The organism is Mesobacillus jeotgali, from assembly GCF_014856545.2.
Lineage (GTDB): Bacteria > Bacillota > Bacilli > Bacillales > Cytobacillaceae > Mesobacillus.
Genome location: NZ_CP109811.1, coordinates 3,910,607 through 3,926,956 on the forward strand (window position 1 = coordinate 3,910,607; position 16,350 = coordinate 3,926,956).

General features: G+C 42.6%; 19 protein-coding genes and 1 riboswitch. Of the genes, 5 read left to right on the forward strand and 14 right to left on the reverse strand.

Features of this window, described 5'->3' with window-relative positions:
• Nucleotides 1–19: 19 nt before the first annotated feature.
• The 3 genes from FOF60_RS20025 to FOF60_RS20035 are packed head-to-tail and all read right to left on the reverse strand — an operon-like array spanning nt 20 to nt 1,925.
• Complete coding sequence (locus FOF60_RS20025) at nt 20–619, reverse strand: NADPH-dependent FMN reductase (protein WP_192472240.1); 600 nt, start codon at nt 617–619, stop codon at nt 20–22.
• Nucleotides 620–645: 26 nt separating this feature from the next.
• On the reverse strand, nt 646–1,503 hold the full coding sequence (locus FOF60_RS20030) for a VOC family protein (protein ID WP_192472160.1): 858 nt from the start codon (nt 1,501–1,503) through the stop codon (nt 646–648).
• Between the two features lie 14 nt (nt 1,504–1,517).
• Nucleotides 1,518–1,925: a DoxX family protein gene (locus FOF60_RS20035; protein ID WP_192472159.1), complete on the reverse strand. Its 408-nt coding sequence runs from the start codon at nt 1,923–1,925 to the stop codon at nt 1,518–1,520.
• A gap of 165 nt (nt 1,926–2,090) precedes the next feature.
• Here FOF60_RS20035 and FOF60_RS20040 point away from each other — a divergent pair, with 165 nt between their 5' ends.
• Complete coding sequence (locus FOF60_RS20040) at nt 2,091–2,399, forward strand: winged helix-turn-helix transcriptional regulator (RefSeq protein WP_192472158.1); 309 nt, start codon at nt 2,091–2,093, stop codon at nt 2,397–2,399.
• Nucleotides 2,400–2,628: 229 nt separating this feature from the next.
• Here the strand turns inward: FOF60_RS20040 and FOF60_RS20045 are convergent, their stop codons facing one another.
• The gene (locus FOF60_RS20045; RefSeq protein ID WP_192472157.1) at nt 2,629–3,069 is read right to left on the reverse strand and encodes a Dps family protein; all 441 of its coding nucleotides are present in this window, start codon (nt 3,067–3,069) and stop codon (nt 2,629–2,631) included.
• A gap of 206 nt (nt 3,070–3,275) precedes the next feature.
• On the opposite strand from FOF60_RS20045, the gene FOF60_RS20050 reads away from it, so the two are divergent.
• Nucleotides 3,276–3,488 carry a methionine aminopeptidase gene (locus tag FOF60_RS20050; RefSeq protein WP_192472156.1) on the forward strand — a complete coding sequence of 71 codons (213 nt, stop codon included), beginning with the start codon at nt 3,276–3,278 and terminating at the stop codon, nt 3,486–3,488.
• Between the two features lie 123 nt (nt 3,489–3,611).
• On the opposite strand, the gene FOF60_RS20055 is transcribed toward FOF60_RS20050, so the two are convergent.
• The 4 genes from FOF60_RS20055 to FOF60_RS20070 form a co-directional block, all read right to left on the reverse strand.
• Entirely contained in the window at nt 3,612–5,708 is a 2,097-nt protein-coding gene (locus FOF60_RS20055) for a glycoside hydrolase family 3 protein (protein ID WP_192472155.1), read from the reverse strand.
• A gap of 217 nt (nt 5,709–5,925) precedes the next feature.
• Nucleotides 5,926–6,321 carry an HIT family protein gene (locus FOF60_RS20060; protein WP_192472154.1) on the reverse strand — a complete coding sequence of 132 codons (396 nt, stop codon included), beginning with the start codon at nt 6,319–6,321 and terminating at the stop codon, nt 5,926–5,928.
• Between the two features lie 157 nt (nt 6,322–6,478).
• The gene (locus FOF60_RS20065; protein ID WP_192472153.1) at nt 6,479–6,697 is read right to left on the reverse strand and encodes a hypothetical protein; all 219 of its coding nucleotides are present in this window, start codon (nt 6,695–6,697) and stop codon (nt 6,479–6,481) included.
• Between the two features lie 93 nt (nt 6,698–6,790).
• Nucleotides 6,791–7,240, reverse strand: a complete 450-nt coding sequence (locus tag FOF60_RS20070) for a DinB family protein (protein ID WP_192472152.1) — start codon at nt 7,238–7,240, stop codon at nt 6,791–6,793.
• Nucleotides 7,241–7,496: 256 nt separating this feature from the next.
• Here FOF60_RS20070 and FOF60_RS20075 point away from each other — a divergent pair, with 256 nt between their 5' ends.
• Nucleotides 7,497–8,012: a DoxX family protein gene (locus FOF60_RS20075; RefSeq protein ID WP_192472151.1), complete on the forward strand. Its 516-nt coding sequence runs from the start codon at nt 7,497–7,499 to the stop codon at nt 8,010–8,012.
• Nucleotides 8,013–8,057: 45 nt separating this feature from the next.
• Here the strand turns inward: FOF60_RS20075 and FOF60_RS20080 are convergent, their stop codons facing one another.
• The 3 genes from FOF60_RS20080 to FOF60_RS20090 form a co-directional block, all read right to left on the reverse strand.
• Nucleotides 8,058–8,390, reverse strand: a complete 333-nt coding sequence (locus FOF60_RS20080; protein ID WP_192472150.1) for a nucleoside triphosphate pyrophosphohydrolase — start codon at nt 8,388–8,390, stop codon at nt 8,058–8,060.
• A 358-nt stretch (nt 8,391–8,748) separates the two neighbouring features.
• Nucleotides 8,749–8,973: a hypothetical protein gene (locus FOF60_RS20085; RefSeq protein ID WP_192472149.1), complete on the reverse strand. Its 225-nt coding sequence runs from the start codon at nt 8,971–8,973 to the stop codon at nt 8,749–8,751.
• 265 nt (nt 8,974–9,238) lie between these two features.
• Nucleotides 9,239–9,323, reverse strand: a riboswitch (cyclic di-GMP riboswitch).
• Between the two features lie 161 nt (nt 9,324–9,484).
• A complete protein-coding gene (locus FOF60_RS20090) occupies nt 9,485–10,810 on the reverse strand; it encodes an outer membrane protein assembly factor BamB family protein (protein ID WP_192472148.1) in 1,326 nt (441 codons plus the stop codon).
• A gap of 214 nt (nt 10,811–11,024) precedes the next feature.
• Between FOF60_RS20090 and FOF60_RS20095 the strand changes: the two genes are divergently transcribed.
• On the forward strand, nt 11,025–11,369 hold the full coding sequence (locus FOF60_RS20095) for a hypothetical protein (RefSeq protein WP_192472147.1): 345 nt from the start codon (nt 11,025–11,027) through the stop codon (nt 11,367–11,369).
• 75 nt (nt 11,370–11,444) lie between these two features.
• Here FOF60_RS20095 and FOF60_RS20100 read toward each other — a convergent pair.
• Both FOF60_RS20100 and nadE read right to left on the reverse strand, forming a co-directional pair.
• Nucleotides 11,445–13,000 (reverse strand): IS3 family transposase gene (locus FOF60_RS20100; protein WP_192473838.1). Its coding sequence is split into 2 segments (ribosomal slippage): nt 11,445–12,361 and nt 12,361–13,000, totalling 1,557 coding nucleotides; the frame shifts between segments, so codons are not numbered across the junction.
• Between the two features lie 99 nt (nt 13,001–13,099).
• Nucleotides 13,100–13,921 carry an NAD(+) synthase gene (gene nadE / locus FOF60_RS20105; protein WP_192472555.1) on the reverse strand — a complete coding sequence of 274 codons (822 nt, stop codon included), beginning with the start codon at nt 13,919–13,921 and terminating at the stop codon, nt 13,100–13,102.
• A gap of 274 nt (nt 13,922–14,195) precedes the next feature.
• Between nadE and FOF60_RS20110 the strand changes: the two genes are divergently transcribed.
• Nucleotides 14,196–15,251 carry a lactonase family protein gene (locus FOF60_RS20110; protein ID WP_192472556.1) on the forward strand — a complete coding sequence of 352 codons (1,056 nt, stop codon included), beginning with the start codon at nt 14,196–14,198 and terminating at the stop codon, nt 15,249–15,251.
• Nucleotides 15,252–15,298: 47 nt separating this feature from the next.
• Here the strand turns inward: FOF60_RS20110 and FOF60_RS20115 are convergent, their stop codons facing one another.
• Nucleotides 15,299–16,282 carry a Gfo/Idh/MocA family protein gene (locus FOF60_RS20115; RefSeq protein ID WP_192472557.1) on the reverse strand — a complete coding sequence of 328 codons (984 nt, stop codon included), beginning with the start codon at nt 16,280–16,282 and terminating at the stop codon, nt 15,299–15,301.
• Between the last annotated feature and the right edge of the window lie 68 nt (nt 16,283–16,350).

Consider the following 16,350-nt stretch of genomic DNA (forward strand, 5'->3'; position numbering starts at 1 on the left):
CAAAGGTCAAAAGAAATGCTTATCTTAATGTTTTCAGTGCACCGCTCCATGCCTCTACTTCATTCAGCATAGCGTTTACGTTATCGAGGTGCAGGGCTTGTGGCTTAAATTCTGTACCGTTCTCAAAGTCTGTAAACAGGGATAATGTCGGATGAGTGCGCACGTCGGCAATTTTCAATTCTCCACAGATTCCTCTTAAGTGTTCAGCTGCTCTGGCTCCACCTGTGGAACCATAACTTACGATTCCAGCAGCTTTGTTATACCATGCTTCGCGTGCAAAATCTAGCGCGTTTTTCAAGGCACCTGTAATGCTGTGATTGTATTCCTGAACAATAAAGACGAAACCATCAAGGCTTGCGAGCTTTTCATTCCAGGCAGCAATCCCTGGCTCTGACCCGTCAGTTGTGCCCAGGAAAGGCAATTCAAAATCCGCAATGTCTACAATCTCATAATTTACATTTCCGCGCTGGTCAGCAATCCCTTTTACCCATTCGCCAACCTGAGGGCTGACACGCCCCTGTCTTGTGCTGCCCAAAACGATCCCAATAGTCAATTTTTCAGTTGTCATCTTTGTTTCCTCCTTCTTTTTACTTCCAAAAATTTTGCTTAATAAGCCCATCATATTCACCTTCAAATCTTCAAATTTTACTTAGCTGTTTCCAGTTTGATGCGGTTTCCTGAAGGATCTTCTGTTATAAAAATGCCTTTTTCCTCCGAGACAGCTGCCCCGATTTCTTTCAAGCGGGCTGCAGTGTCTTTCATGCTCGCTTCGTCGGGCAGTACGAGAGTATAAGATTCAAGTCCCACGCTATTAGCAGGCGGTTGAGGAGCCCCCACGCCGTTCCATGTGTTCAGGCCGATATGGTGATGATACTTCCCAGTAGAAATGAAGAGAGCCTGTGGTCCATAACGGCTGACTACTTCAAAACCAAGTCCCTTTGTGTAAAACTCTTCTGTTTTTACTAGTTCTGCGACGTGTAAATGGATATGTCCCATCACTGTTCCTGCAGGAAGCCCGTTCCAGTTTTGCTCCATGCCCTCTGCAAGAAGGTTTTCTGCATCAAGTGCCTCAGTAGCCATCACTACTTGCCCACCATTCCAATCCCATATCGACGCTGGTCTATCTGTATAGATCTCAATTCCATTTCCATCCGGATCTGCTAAATATAAAGCCTCACTTACAAGATGGTCAGATGCCCCTTGCAATGGATATCCAGTCTGCAGGAAATGCTTCAGTATTTTTGCCAGGTCAGCTCGGTCAGGCAACAATAGCGCGAAATGATACAATCCAGTAGTTCTTCCCTTCTTTGGGATCACATCGGATGGCTGCTCAATGCTTAATAGCACCGTTTTTCCATCGGCAGTTAACTTGGCGGATTTTTCTGTTTTTTCATATATCTTAAAACCAATTACCTCTTGATAAAAGGCAAGGGAACGTTCCAAACTTTGTACCTTTATATTTACTTGGCCTACAAAAGTAACCGGCGGTTGATGAAAACTCATATATCCTTCCTCCTTTAAGCACTCTTTGATTGAAAAATAACATTATCCAGGGCAAAAAGCGATTTGTTTGTAATAGCCAGAAAAAGGGACATTGCCAGAAGGGCCAAATCAAGTTCAAAGCCAGCCATTTGTCCATTCCCCAAAAATCCTCCGGCAAGCTTTACCTTTACAACTGCTACTGCCAGAACGATTGCGAATAAAATTGAAACAACCCTTGTTCCTACACCCAGGAGCATCGCTAATCCACCAACAAGCTCTACCAGGGCAACAATGTATGCAGAGAATCCTGGGAAACCTAAGCTTTCAAAAAAGCCGACTGTATTTTCGATACCTCCCTGGAACTTTGCAGCTCCATGAATCAAGAATGTCACTCCTAATACTAATCTTAAAATAGTTGCTGCTGCTTCATGCTTATTTATCATATCCATTACTCTCCTCAAAAATATTTTATAACTTAGCTGCAGTAAGTAGGTTACTTTATGTAAGTAACTATATAACTGTAATTTAATTTCGTCAAGTAACTTTTTTATAAAAAGTAATTTATTTTTCAGGTGATATGTTTATAATATTAGTAAGGAGTGATTGAAATGGATAAGTCGATTTGTCCCAGATTTGAAAAAGCCATGACAATCCTAAGCCAGCGTTGGACTGGAATGATCATATACCAGCTGCTTTCTGGACCTCAGCGTTTTTGTACGATTGAATCCTCTATAGGGGTCAGCGGAAGAGTGCTTTCAGAGCGATTAAAGGATTTGGAAAGCGAAGGGATTGTTAGACGCGAAGTTCATCCTGAAACTCCAGTCCGAATTGAGTATTCATTGACGGAAAAAGGCAAGGCCCTGGAACCTCTTATGAAAGAAATTGAAAAATGGTCACAGAGCTGGCTGCAGGCATAGTAATAGGTTTCGATATGGAATTACATCAAAAGCACCCATTGAACGGGTGCTTTTTGTTACGATTTTTTCTACTCCCCCTCGAGTAAACCGCAAACAAGACGAACATTTCGTTCCGGCATCGCGCTTGAAATTTAAATTTCCATAAAACATCTGATTCTCGCCGATCGCTTGAAATGTCCATCGTAAAAAAAGACGTATGCCGCGGCATACGTCTTGCTTCTCTCATTTTTTATCTCCCAAGGAAGGAATTCAGCATCCACACATGTTTTTCTAAGCCTGCGTGAATGGATAGCAGCAGGTCGCTTGTTGTTTCATCATTAACTTCCCCTGCCAGTTCCATGCCCTTCTTTAGCTCTTGGGTCATTGTTGAATAATCTTCTACTATGCTTGCGACCATATCAGTTGCGCTTTCATTTCCTGATGCTTCTTTTACAGATGCCAGTTCTAACGCACCGGACATGGTTGCGACTGGTTTGTCACCCATTGCCAACAGTCTTTCTGCAAGTTCATCGATATGTAAGGCAGCTTCGTTGTAAAGCTCTTCGAATTTTGCGTGAAGAGTGAAAAATTCCGGACCTGTCACATACCAGTGATAGTTATGAAGCTTAATGTAGAGTACAGTCCAGTTCGCGATTTGTTTGTTGACTGTTTGTGTCAATTCATTTTTCATCTTGAATCCCTCCTATTTTTATGTACGGATTCATTATAGTCCAAGATTATCCAACAAAGAGTTTGAGCATGAATTGTTCACAGGAATGTCAACTTTTTAGACAAGTTATGTGCTAGTACCGGGTCAAAAACCAAAATTCTCCATAAACTATACATAATAAAGCAATTATTTCTCCAAACTATGCATAGAACTGGAGGTGTTAAAGAATGGGTTTGTTTAATGCGCTTAATCAATGGAGAAATGCCAGATATGAAAACCATCTTTCGAATATGAAGGACCAGAATAAATGCCCGGACTGCCATGGCAGAGGATATTACGCTTTTTCCGCGAATGAGTTTGTCTACTATGCAGCACCTTACGAATGTCCTGGCTGCAGCGGCAGTGGATTATATACAGATTGGAACAACAGTACAATATAAAATGGCCACTGCTTATGCAGAGGCCATTTTTCCTTTCGACAACATCAATTATCTTCTCAGGATCATACAATTCTTCATCCCCACATGGACTAGATCCCATTCCCGAAGCCCGCCTATTTATATTTAGTAGGTTAATCCGTGACCAAATTCGTACAGCACCCCACCACTATAATCAGGAATCGTAACAGGCAGCTTCCCAGTTGGTGCGAATTCACCAAATAGCATTCCCGCCGCTGCTTCAAAGGCTGATGGATGAAAACCATATTGGGTCATATAAGCGTCGATTTTAGAATAAGCCATAATGTCGTATGGATTGCGGATGCCGACACCGATGACAGGAGCATCTGACATTTTAATGATTTGTTTGACCATTGCCATTTGCGTGCTCGATGGCTTCCTGCCTGACACATTGTAAGTATATGTGCCGACTACTACCGCGTTGGCGCTTTTAATTTGTTTTAGCTGATTCTCTGTCAGCTTAAAAGTTGAAGCTGTAATGACAGTTGTATTTCCGTGACGCTTTTTTACTGCATCACCCAGGCTGCTGATAAAAGTGTTTCCCACAACGACAATTTTCTCACTGCTATCCAGCTTTAAAGGCAGTCCTGCATTATTTTTAACCAATGTCATTGATTTCTCAGCCGCTTCCTTTTCAATTTGCTTATGCTCGTAAGAACCGACCACCTTAACGGCATTAGCAATTTTGTCTTGAATTGAAACCGAAGTTTCTTCCTTAATCACGCCTCTTTTTACCTTAAGCGTTAAAATACGTCCGACAGATTCCTCAACGCGTTCCTCGGAAATCTCGCCAGTCTTCACAGCCCTAAGCAGTCCTGCTGCTACTTCTTCAAGACCAACCGGCATTAAAATGATATCGGTGCCTGCTTTTACCGCTGAGATGGCTGCGTCGACAGGACCGAAATGGTCAGCGATCGCTTTCATGTTCATAGCATCTGTTGTGATGACACCTTCATAGCCCATTTCTTCACGCATCAACTCTGTCAGAACTTTATATGAAAGTGTTGCCGGAATTGCGATTTCTTCTCCAGTTTTCCGGGAGACAGCTTTGGTTCCATCGATTTCAGGGAAAGTGACGTGTGCAGTCATGATCGCATCAATCCCCTCTTCCATTCCTTTTTGGAACGGATACAGTTCGATTTCCTTCAAACGTTCTTTATCATGTGGAACTTTAGGGAGTCCAAGGTGGGAATCGACTGCTGTGTCCCCATGGCCCGGAAAGTGTTTGGCTGTCGCCGCGACACCAGCAGCCTGTAGTCCTTTTGTATAAGCTATACCCATGTCTGCCACGAGTTCTGGGTCTTCACCAAATGAACGTACGCCGATGACCGGGTTGTCCGGATTGTTATTAACGTCCATAACCGGTGCCAAGTTCATATTGATGCCCAGTGACGCCAATTCCTCGCCAATTGCGTTACCTGCGTTATAAGCGACTTCTGGTGACCGTGTTGCTCCTATTGCCATACTTCCTGGCATATCCGTGCCAGATTGAAGTCTGGTAATAATTCCGCCTTCCTGGTCAATCGTCACCAGCAGGCCGAACTTTTCAGCCGCATCCTGGTAATCAGATACTAAGCGTGCACTCTGTTCCGTGGAAACGACATTCTCACGAAAAAGGATGACTCCGCCTAAATGGTATTTTTTAACGAGCTGCTGAATTCCCGGCAGCATTTCCGTTACATTTTTACCCTTCCAGGTTATGAAATCCGGCATCAGCATTTGGCCAGTTTTTTCCTTCAAGGTCATTTTGCTGATCGCTTTGCCAATCAAATCATATCGCTTGCCTTCCTGCTTGATGACCATCACTTCCGCTTTCGAGGATGGCTTCACATTATAATCGACTGCGATCTTGTCCTTGAAAGCACCATCTGTCACTGTAATGAACGCCCGTCCATTCTGCCCCGTGAATTCCACATTTCCATCATGGTCAACTTTTGCGACATTTTCATTCGCCGACTCCCACACAAGCTTTTCAGATGTCAGCATAAAATTCCCTTCAGAATACACATGGAGTGCTTTCAATTGTATCTTTCCATCTTTCACTGCTGCTTCCGCTTCAGGCATATTTTCGTAAATCACCAGATCCTCCACTGAGTTCCTTTCCTCGGCACTAGCCTTCTCCAATGAAATGCCGGGAAGCATTTGTGAAAATGCCAGCACGAACACTATAAAATAGAGCATTAGCTTACTGATTTTCCTCATGAAATCTCCTCCACTTTGCCTATTTTATCCAATCCGTTAGAAATTACCAAACTCAGTCTTTTCTTCCTTTTCACAACAAGTGAATTTTCGTTATGTCCAAGAAACATACCCTGAAAAAAGAAAAATCCCGTAACTGCTCACACGGGATTTTGGAATGTTTTATAGTAGCAATATTCAAAAAAATCAACAGAAACTTTCCTACATGGAACTTCGTGAATTATTGCCGCTTGTTCTCCTCTTGTTTAATCCAATACCTGATTCCCTTACCTGCTAGAGGTTCATCCTCGAATCGCGGAATCACATGCAAATGGGCATGGAAAATCGATTGCCCTCCAGCCTTTCCGGTATTCCAGCCTACACTGTAACCATCTGGAGCGTATTGATCGTCAAGAATCTTCTTCGCCCCAAGCAGTAACTCCCTTGAATCCTTCCATTCCTGGTCTGATAACTCAAAAACATTTTGCTTATGGAGCTTCGGGATAATCAGCCCGCTTCCCTGCAGGACTTGCTGCTCCGACTCCTTCTGGATAAAATAACATGTTTCATTCTCCAAGACGATTTGCTGCTCTTCATCTGTGTTCACATTGCAATATGGGCAATTCTCCTGATACATATTCTAGTGCCTCCATTTATTAATTGGAAAAAAATAGATATTTTCCAGTTCGCGGAATTACTCCTGATAATCGCGGAATCCGTTCGGCATTCGCGGAAAAAACCATAGTCTTCGCGGAATTTCCGGGTTGGATAAACTCAATTTACGAACGGAGTCTTTACTTCTTATCACTTTTTTTATCGAGCCTATTTAACCAACTTTCATAAAATTCATATACCGAGCCTGCAGCGACAAACCCGATCAACAGCATTATGACTGAAAGGGTCTTTTTTATCCATGTGATGTCAATGAAAAGGAATAATGCTCCAGCTGCCGCAAAGGAAACGAATAGTATGATCCATCTTCTCAGAAGCCTTGAATCCTTATCCGTGCTCATATCACACACCTGCCTTCCTTATTTAGTAATACGTAATAAGGGATAACAGGTTTCAACAAACAGGGCCCAAAATAGGACCCTGCAAATTTATTACTAAACTAATTTTCTCATCGCGTGAATTTGGCCAAGATGATAGGCTTCATGGAATAATGCCATGTTCGCAAGCTCTCCGAAAGTCTCAAGCCCAAGGAAAGGCTTCTTGAGCTTTTCATCCAGCATTGAAGCTGGCACTTCCTTGACCCTTCCCAGCTGCGCTTTTAATTGGTCCCTCAAAACATCAACGGAAGGAACATCTCCAGTCCATTCAGATGGTCGGGTACCGTTCCCGAATAACTCTATGTAGTTTGCAGGGAGATGACTCGATTTTTTCGGAAATCCCATCATGAATTGTTCTGTAACTGTCAGCACATGCCCGATGTGCCAGTGGATGTTATTATTGAAGCCCTCCGGCTGAACACTTACCTGTTCTGCTGTGATGGCCTCAATGTTTTTCAAAAAAGAAACTCTAGTTAATTCAAACTGCTTGAATAAAAGCTCACTCATAGTAACCTTCCCCTTTCCAGCTTGTACTTCTAACTATATTTATTCTATATATTTCCAACATATGCGACAAGGAAAAAGAACAAATCGCCAAAATACCCCTATATGTATTAATTTCCATTTAAGGAAATCAATTGACAAAATTTGTTCAAAACATTATGGCTGATATGTGTCTTCACACTTTTTTCACAGATTTCCATAAATTGCTTTGATATCTTATAAGTGTAATCATTATATATTTTGAAGGGAAGCGATTTAGATGTTCGCTAAATGGTTAAGAGAAAACAATATTGCTGCTGGCCTGTTGACTGTGATTCGTGTTTGGCTAGGTTACAACTGGATGACTGCTGGATGGGGAAAATTGACTGGTGAAGGATTCGACGCAACTGGATATTTGAAAAATGCAGTTGCCAATCCGGTAAAGGGGCCAGACGGTAATGCAGTTTATGGTTGGTATGTAAACTTCCTTGAAAGCTTTGCGATCCCGAATATCGAGCTTTTCAACTTCATTGTTCCACTGGGAGAATTCCTCGTTGGTCTTGGTTTGATCCTTGGAACACTGACAACTGCGGCCATGTTCTTCGGCCTTGTGATGAACTTTAGCTTCTTCCTTGCCGGAACAGTATCTCACAATCCAACAGACATCTTCTTCGGCTTCATCATCCTGTTCGCTGGCTACAATGCTGGTAAATACGGCTTAGACCGCTGGGTGGTTCCATTCATCCGCAAGACTGTTTTCAAACAGACACCAGAAGCTGCACATAAATCTGCTTAACGATATTGCAAAAGCCCTCCGCCGATAAGGCAGAGGGCTTTTTTATCAGGACTTTTCCTCAATTGTTTTAAGCATGATTTTTTTCCTGAAGCCGCCACTGCGATTCTTCTTTAGCTGGCGCATGAACTCCACTTCCGATTCAGTGATTCCCCTGTGCTCGGCAATCGCATAGACCACCTCAAGCAAATCAACGATTTCACTCAGCAGCCTGTCCGATCCAGCATGACGGAATTTCTCAACTTCCTCATTGAACTTCTCCATCAGTTTTTCACTATATTGACTGCCTTCCAAAATTTCAAATTCTACTTTCTTGCCCTTTTCCTTCATTAAATCAGGAAAAAGGTCTCTTACGAGTTTGTTATATTCCTTTATCTCCATGTCGATTCCCCTTTTGATGTCCTATTGATAAACATATCCTTTAAACGAGATGTTCAAACACTATTCTTGAAATATGGCTGCAGTACAGAGGGTTGTTGATTTCCAATCAGGCCACTTCAAAGATGGATTCATTCCAGGTACTATCCGTCTGCATAGTAAAATGGAGCATTAGAAAAAGCCTGTGGATCGGTCCACAGGCTTTTCGTATAATATAGGAAAGGTATAAATCGAGATTTGTCCAGCTACAGCGCCTAGCCCCTCGAGACGTTTCGGTCCGCCCAATGAAGTCAAAGAACGACTTCACTGGTCGGTCCTCCAACGCTTGTCGGGGCTGACCAAGGCGCTTCCGCTTTTCTTCTCAAACCACATAATCTTCAGTTAACTTACTGCAAGCATTCGATAGATTCTGCAAGCATTCCATCCTTAGCTTTTCGTCACAGATAAAGTCATTAAGCAGCTCTTCTTCAAGCTTCAATTGAATTTGATTGATTTCTTCCCGGAACCTCTCTCTTTTTTCAACCTCAGATAAATGAAACTCTATCTCCCGTTCAAAGTACTCTACCGTCCCAAATAAAACCGTCAACGTTTCCTCCACCTTTCATAAAAAATTGAATATCCTATGTGCTGAAACCAAATCTGCCAAAAGGATCATTTTATTTTGTCCTGTCAAGTAACTTAAGTATTATTTATCCTATATCGCAAAATGCAAACGTGAAATTCGTTTCTTTTTGCAATATGGTGCAGAAAGAGACATTCCAAAAAAAAATCCCCCAAAAGGACGGCGGATTTAATGCGGCAAACAGTCTTCAAAACCATCCGCCTGTACCTGGTGTTCTCATCCGTTCTTTTTTGGCAACCCGACGATCATAGCAGTAATGCCTTAGACTCGTGGCTTTGCGTCCTCATCTTTCAATGAGTTTGCCTTTTTCAGTTCTAATTAAAATATAAAACTTTAGTACTGTTATTTCAACAATTTTCGCCATTTTCTTACAAGGATGAGTCTTTTTTCCTACAACTTTGTGAATACCAGGTACCATCTCTTGCTTTTGAAGAAAAGAGAGACCGTCTCCAGATGGCACGGTCTCCTGATTATGCTATGGCAATAAACTCTTCAATGGTTTTGCGTAGACATTATAATCCTGGCTGCCGATGAATAAAGTTTCGTTGATGATCACAGGTCCTCCAGGCGATAAAGGCCCACCTAATTTAATTTTATTCAGCAGTTTTCCATTGCTGGCTTGCAGGACATAAAGATTTCCTTTTACATCCCCTGCATAAACCTGGCCATCCTTTACGGCTGGTGCACCTTTGATGCCTTCACCTGCATTATGCTCCCAAACCTTATTTCCGGTTGGAATATGGTAGGCCATGAGTGATTTGGTATAAGGACTTCCTACGAATGCATACTCGCCGTCAATCGTGACTGCACCTGATGTATTCGTATGCGGAATTGGCACCTTCTGGTCTGGTCCCGTCCCCATTAAGTCCTTCCATAGCAGCTTTCCGGTTTTATTATCAAATGCGTAGATAAAATGATAATTTTCTGCATCATCACCATATAGCCTTTTTTCCTTTTGAGTTATTTTAAACGCCTTATTGGGCATGTTCTCGCCATATTTTTCCCATAGCTGCTTTTTATTCTGCTGTAAATTCATTTTCGCTCCGGTCACAATCACTGTATTCCCCGCTACAGCAGGCGGTACATCTGTTACAGATCCAAGCTTTCCCTGTTTCCAAATGATCTTCTGTCTTTCTAAATCAACAGCAACGAGCTTATCCAGTGCGCCGACATATAAAATATCGTCTTTGATATGTGGAGATGACATGCTTGCCCAGCCAGGGAGCTTCAATTTCCATTTCAGCTTTCCGGTTTTAGCGTCCAGGGCATAAAGATGGCTATCCCCTGTGGCAATGTAAACATTTCCTTTGTAATAGGCAGGTGCCGGCATGACCTCACCCTCTGTCTTATACTCCCAAACTTTTTCACCAGTCTGTGCCTGAAATGCTGCTACTCCGCTTTCACCTGTCCCTCTTACCTTTTGCTTGAATGGGTCTTTGAATTTTCGGTTGCCATACCCTACATATAGAATGCCGTCATGGAAAATCGTATCGGCATGGATCCAGTTTGCCACAGATGCCTTCCAATTGATTTTTCCAGAAAACAAATCGAATGAATAGAGGTCCCCGCTATTATGGTTGCCGACATACAGACTGTTTTTAACAATCACGGGATTCGCCCGGACTTCATCACCTGTTGAATAGATTTTCTCAATCGAGCGACTATCGCCATTTGAATAAACAGCGTTATTGGATGTATCGAACCGGTATTGCTCCCAGTCATTAGGACCGTATTGCAAATCACTTGCTGAAGCAAAAGACCCAAAACTCAACAACATCAAGAAACTAATAATTACCTTCATTTTCTTCCTCCTTTGAAAAAATACCCCATCGCCCATATATGCTTATAATTCCCAAATAATTTTTAGCGAAACCGCTTACAAGTTATTACCATTTTAGGTCTGCTCTCATTCTTATTGTTTTCACAATGTAATATCCCAGCAATCTCTATGTAAAATTCACTTGCTAGAATAAAAGGAAGAAGCTTTATTACAGGCGAATGGCAGGGGGATCCTTATGGAACAGCATGTTAAAAAGTCGCTAGATGAATGGAAAGCAGAAATTGAAGAGATTCTTCAAGAGATTGATGCGGAGTATGAAGAAGTTAAAAACGAGTTAAGTGTGTATACACATAAATTCAACATCACAAAGCAAGTCGTCCAGTCGACAGTAAATCCAGATTTGAACAGGAAAATCCGTGAACTGTATCATCAGCCATTTGAGGAAAAATTCAATGATTTAAAGGAATATATCAAGGAGTTGGAAGAGAAAAAGAGAGTCTTCCAGATGTTCACCGATAAAATCGAAAAAGTGACGGAAAAAGAAGATACACCGCAACTCGCAATCGCGCAAACTGAATAAAAAGAAAAGCTTGGCTGATTGATCGAAATCTGAACTGCTCCCGGTCAAGTAGACAGTGGAAATAATAAAAACAATCTAAGCGGCTTTAGCCCTGTATTCTAGGGGGCTAAGGCCGTTTAATCTTTTTTGGTAACGCTTATGGTTATAAAAGTATATGTACTCATCAATCGCCGCAGATAGTTCCTCAAAGGTCTTATATTTCTCCAGGTAATACTTCTCGCTTTTCAGTGATCCCCAAAAGGATTCCATTGGACCATTGTCAATACATCTTCCGACTCGAGACATACTTTGAGTCATCTCTGCTTGATCTATTCTTCGTTTAAATCCGAGATGGGTATACTGAAAGCCTCTGTCGCTATGTATAAGTGGACGGTCTCCATTCAAAAGGGCTGTAGCCTGATCCAGCGTATCAAACACCAGTTTATTGTTGTTGGAATGCCCAAAAACGTAACTGACGATGGTTCCATCGTGTAAGTCTTTAATCGCACTCAAATAAGCCTTTTTTGCTTCTCCATACTTGAATTCAGTGACATCCGTAACCCATTTCTCATTTGGATTTTCGGCTTGGAATTCACGGTTTAACACATTTTCTGCGACATGTTGAGGGGTTGACTTTTTATAGCGTTTCTTCTTTTTCCGGATTACGCTTTGAATGCCGACAATCTTCATCAGCCTATAGATACGCTTATGGTTGAAGCTCTTGCCCAACTTTCGATTCAGAGCCATCGTAATCCTGCGGTAGCCGTAGATTCCTTTAACATCTTCATGGAGAGCCTTCATTTCTTCTACAAGTTCTTCATTCTGTCGTTCACGGATTAAAGGTACTCGCTTCAGCCATTTGTAATATGAAGATCTAGCCACCCCCGCAATTTCACAAAGCATGACGAGAGGGAATCCCTCCTCCTGGTGAAGTTCCTTGATCGCGATATATCTCTCCTCTAGGCGTACCTGGCTTATCTTCGCCTCCTTTCGATCTCCTCTAACTTTTTTAGGAATGCATTCTCTGCACGTAAGCGTTCGTTTTCGCTCGCAAGCCTCTTCATCTCCAATTTCATCTTCTGTTCTGGAGAGAGTTCAACTTCTTCCTTTTTCCTCCCACGTTTATCCCCTAGGGCTTCTTCGCCGCCATCCTCATACTTTTTAACCCATTGATATACTTGTTGGTAAGAGACCTGGTAGGTCTCAGCTGCCTTCTGATAATCTTTGCCGTTCTCAAGGCAATATAGCACAATCTCTTTCCGTTCATTTATAGTAGTGTTTCTTCTAGTCATAGTGTTTGTCCTTCCTTGGAAAGTGTCCTTTAATTCTCTATGACTATTATACTTTTTAATCCACTTGCGAAGGAGAGAAGTAGTGGAAATTTCATATTTCCTCGTAACTTCCTGAATGGAGTAATCTCCGCTAAGATAGTCCTGAACTGCCGACAGTTTAAGTTCCTTCGAATATCTCTTCCAAGTAGAGGATTCGTTCAATCCTTCCACTCCGTATTTTTCAAACTTATAGATCCAATCATAAATTGCCATATTGCTCACTTTGTATATAGATTCCAGTTCCGAAATGGTATGGTTCCTGTTTTCCAAAGCCTTTATAATCTTAATTTTATCTTGGAGTGAAAAGGCCCTTTTTGACATATAAAAACTCCCCTTTAAGTAAACAGATTATATTTTTTAATCTGTCTACCTAAAGGGGAGCATATCATTGATCGAAATCTCAGCCAGGCTTTTTTATGCTTATCTCTTCCACCAAGAATCAAACATGGATGCGGGCATATGCCGTTTATGCTCTGAAGCAAGGTATCTGCCTTCAATTTTAGCAGCGTCTCCTTCGTCAATCTGCTTTCCTTCAAGATAGTCATCGATTGCTTCATAGCTGACTCCAAGCTCGGTTTCGTCTGACTGAAGCGGCTTGTTGTCAAGAAGGTCGGCAGTAGGTTCCTTCAGGTACAGTCTCGGTTCTGCGTTCATTGCCTTCAGCAGCTCCCTGCCCTGACGCTTGTTCAGTCCGGATAAAGGCAACAAATCGGCACCGCCATCTCCGTATTTTGTAAAGAATCCGGTCACAGCCTCGGCAGCATGGTCAGTCCCGATTACCAGCAGGCCTTCCTGTCCTGCAATGGCATACTGTGTGATCATCCTCATTCTGGCCTTTGCGTTTCCTTTATTAAAGTCCGTCATATTATCGCCTATCGCTTCTTCAAACTGTGTATTGAACGTATCGACAGCCGGCTGGATATTGAAGGTGATCGTCTGGTCAGCCTTGATGAAGTCCAATGCTTTCTGAGCATCTTCCTCATCTTTTTGCACAGCGTACGGAAGTCTGACTGCTACGAATTTGGCCTCCTTGCCTTCTGACCGCAATTCCTCCGATGCTAGCTGCGCCAGCCTTCCAGCCAGAGTGGAATCCTGGCCGCCGCTAATTCCAAGCACGAACCCTTTCGCCCTTGAGGCAAGCAAATATTCCTTTAAAAAATCAATCCTCTTCCTGATTTCCTGCTGGGGATTAATTTGCGGCTGCACATTCAATGCGTCAATTATCTGTTCTTGCAAGTTCATAATAAACCTCCTAAACACTTTAAACTGATATCAGGCTCTTTTGTCCATTTACGTTGAGAAAGCCTTTGCTAGAATCTCATTATAAAAGAGCATATCCCTTACAAAGCTTAAAGTCCAGATTTTGGTCAGGTTATCTAACATTCATTTTACAAACGAAATTCTACTGTACTATTTTACCCATTCACCTGTTGTTCGTAACATTTTGTCACCAAGGATTTTTTTGCTAGACTATAACTTAGACTACTCATGCTTAAACAAATTGGAGGCATTCATAATGGCAACTCATGAAAAATTAAAAGGCTATTTTGGTACATATACAAAAGGGGACAGCGAAGGCATCTACTCATTCACCCTAGATTCTGTGAATGGAAAAATCCTCGACGTGGAACCAGCGGCAGCCTTGGAGAATCCTACATACCTGACAATCAGTGACGACAACCGCTTTCTTTATGCCGTCGCAAAGGAAGGGGGTACCGGAGGTGTGGCAGGCTTTGGTATCCTTGATTCCGGGAAGCTATCATTCATCAATTCGGAGCTTGCTCCAGGAGCGTCACCATGCCATGTGAGCGTGAACAAGGAAAATAACCTGCTTTTATCTGCCAATTACCACAAAGGGTCTGCTGATTCCTATCTGCTGAACTCTGATACAGGCAATATTGAGTCAGCCTTATCAAGTGCGGTCCATGAAGGATCAGGCCCGGATGAGCGCCAGGAAAAAGCGCACACCCATTATGCAGGTTTCACACCGGACGGAAACTATGCGGCAGTTGTTGACCTTGGCATCGACCAGTTGATTACCTATACTCTGGATAACGGCCAGCTGATCGAGAAGAGTATGCTCCATATTGCACCAGGAAGCGGTCCAAGACATCTTGTTTTCCATCCAAACAATGCCATCGCCTATTTGATGACAGAATTCAGCTCTGAAGTTCTAGTTTTAAAATACAATTCACAGGACGGCAACTTTGAACAGCTCCAGGCAATCTCCACCCTGCCTGCAGATTTTAGCGAAAACAACCAGGGAAGCGCCATCCATATTTCATCTGATGGAAAATTCGTCTACGCTGCCAATCGCGGCCATGACAGTATTGCAATTTTCAAGGTAGACCCAGAAAGCTTCCAGCTTGATTTTATCGAACATACGTCAACGGAAGGTAATTGGCCAAGGGATTTTGTGCTGGATCCGAGCGAGAAATTCCTGATTGCGACGAACCAAAATTCCAGTAATGTAGCGCTTTTTGCCCGTGACACAGATACAGGCCGATTGACACTTTTGCAGTCAGATGTGAAGGTTCCAGATCCGGTATGTGTGAAATTTTTAAATTACTAAAGGTTGTAAAACAGGGCAGGTGCCGTTAAGCGCACCTGCCCTTTCTTTTACATGTCACTTGGGAATCTGACACCCATTTGCGATCTTGCTTCATCAAGAATCCTCATCGTGATCCTCGAGTTTTCAAGCGAATTGTTCCTTGATTCCAATTTTCCTTGCTGAATCAAATTGATGAATTCCTCTGCTTCATAAAACATATTATCAGCCAGTTGTTCTCTAGAAATATCTTCGGATTTCCCGTCGCGATAAAGAATTTCCACTTTTTCCGGCGTGCTGATCTTATCAATCCTGATGTTCCCATTCTCGCCGTGTATTTCAGAAGGTAGAGACGAATCAGTGATTTTCGAAAACATGATGACCGCATCCATTTCCTCATATTTCAAAATCAGGCTGCCTTCCCCATCCACCCCTGATTCAAGCAAATAGCCGGTTGCCTGAATCGACTTTGGCTCTCCAAACAGGACGACAAGCGGATAGATGCAGTAAATACCGATGTCCATCAGCGAACCTGCCGAAAATTTCGGGTTGAAGGCGTTCAACACGATTCCTTCTTTATATTTGTCATAGCGGGATGAATACTGGCAATAGCTGGCGAAGTACCTTCTAATTGTGCCTATTTTATCCAGATTCTCCTGGACAGCCTTGAAGTTCGGCATCAAGGTTGATTTTAGCGCCTCCATTAAAACAACCTGATTATCCTTTGCCGTCCTGACCATATCGTCCAGCTCGCGGCTGTTGGACGCGATTGCTTTTTCGCAGAGAACATGTTTGCCATTTTCCATAAGCGCCTTCGCCTGGCTGGCATGCATAGAATTGGGACTAGCAATATAGACAGCATCAATTAGATCGCTTTTTGCCATCTCTTCCAGGTCTGTAAAAATAGTATCCACTCCGAATTTGCCGGCAAACTCCGCGGCACGGACCTCTGTACGCGAGTAAACAGCAGCAAGCTGAAAATCCTGATGATGGCTTGCCCCCTTGATAAATGCTTCTGTAATCCAATTTGTACCTACTACTCCGAAACGCACCATGTTGTTTCACCCTTTCAAATAGCAAAAGCCGGGGATCAACGCCCGCAGCTTCTTTTTTCATCTTATCG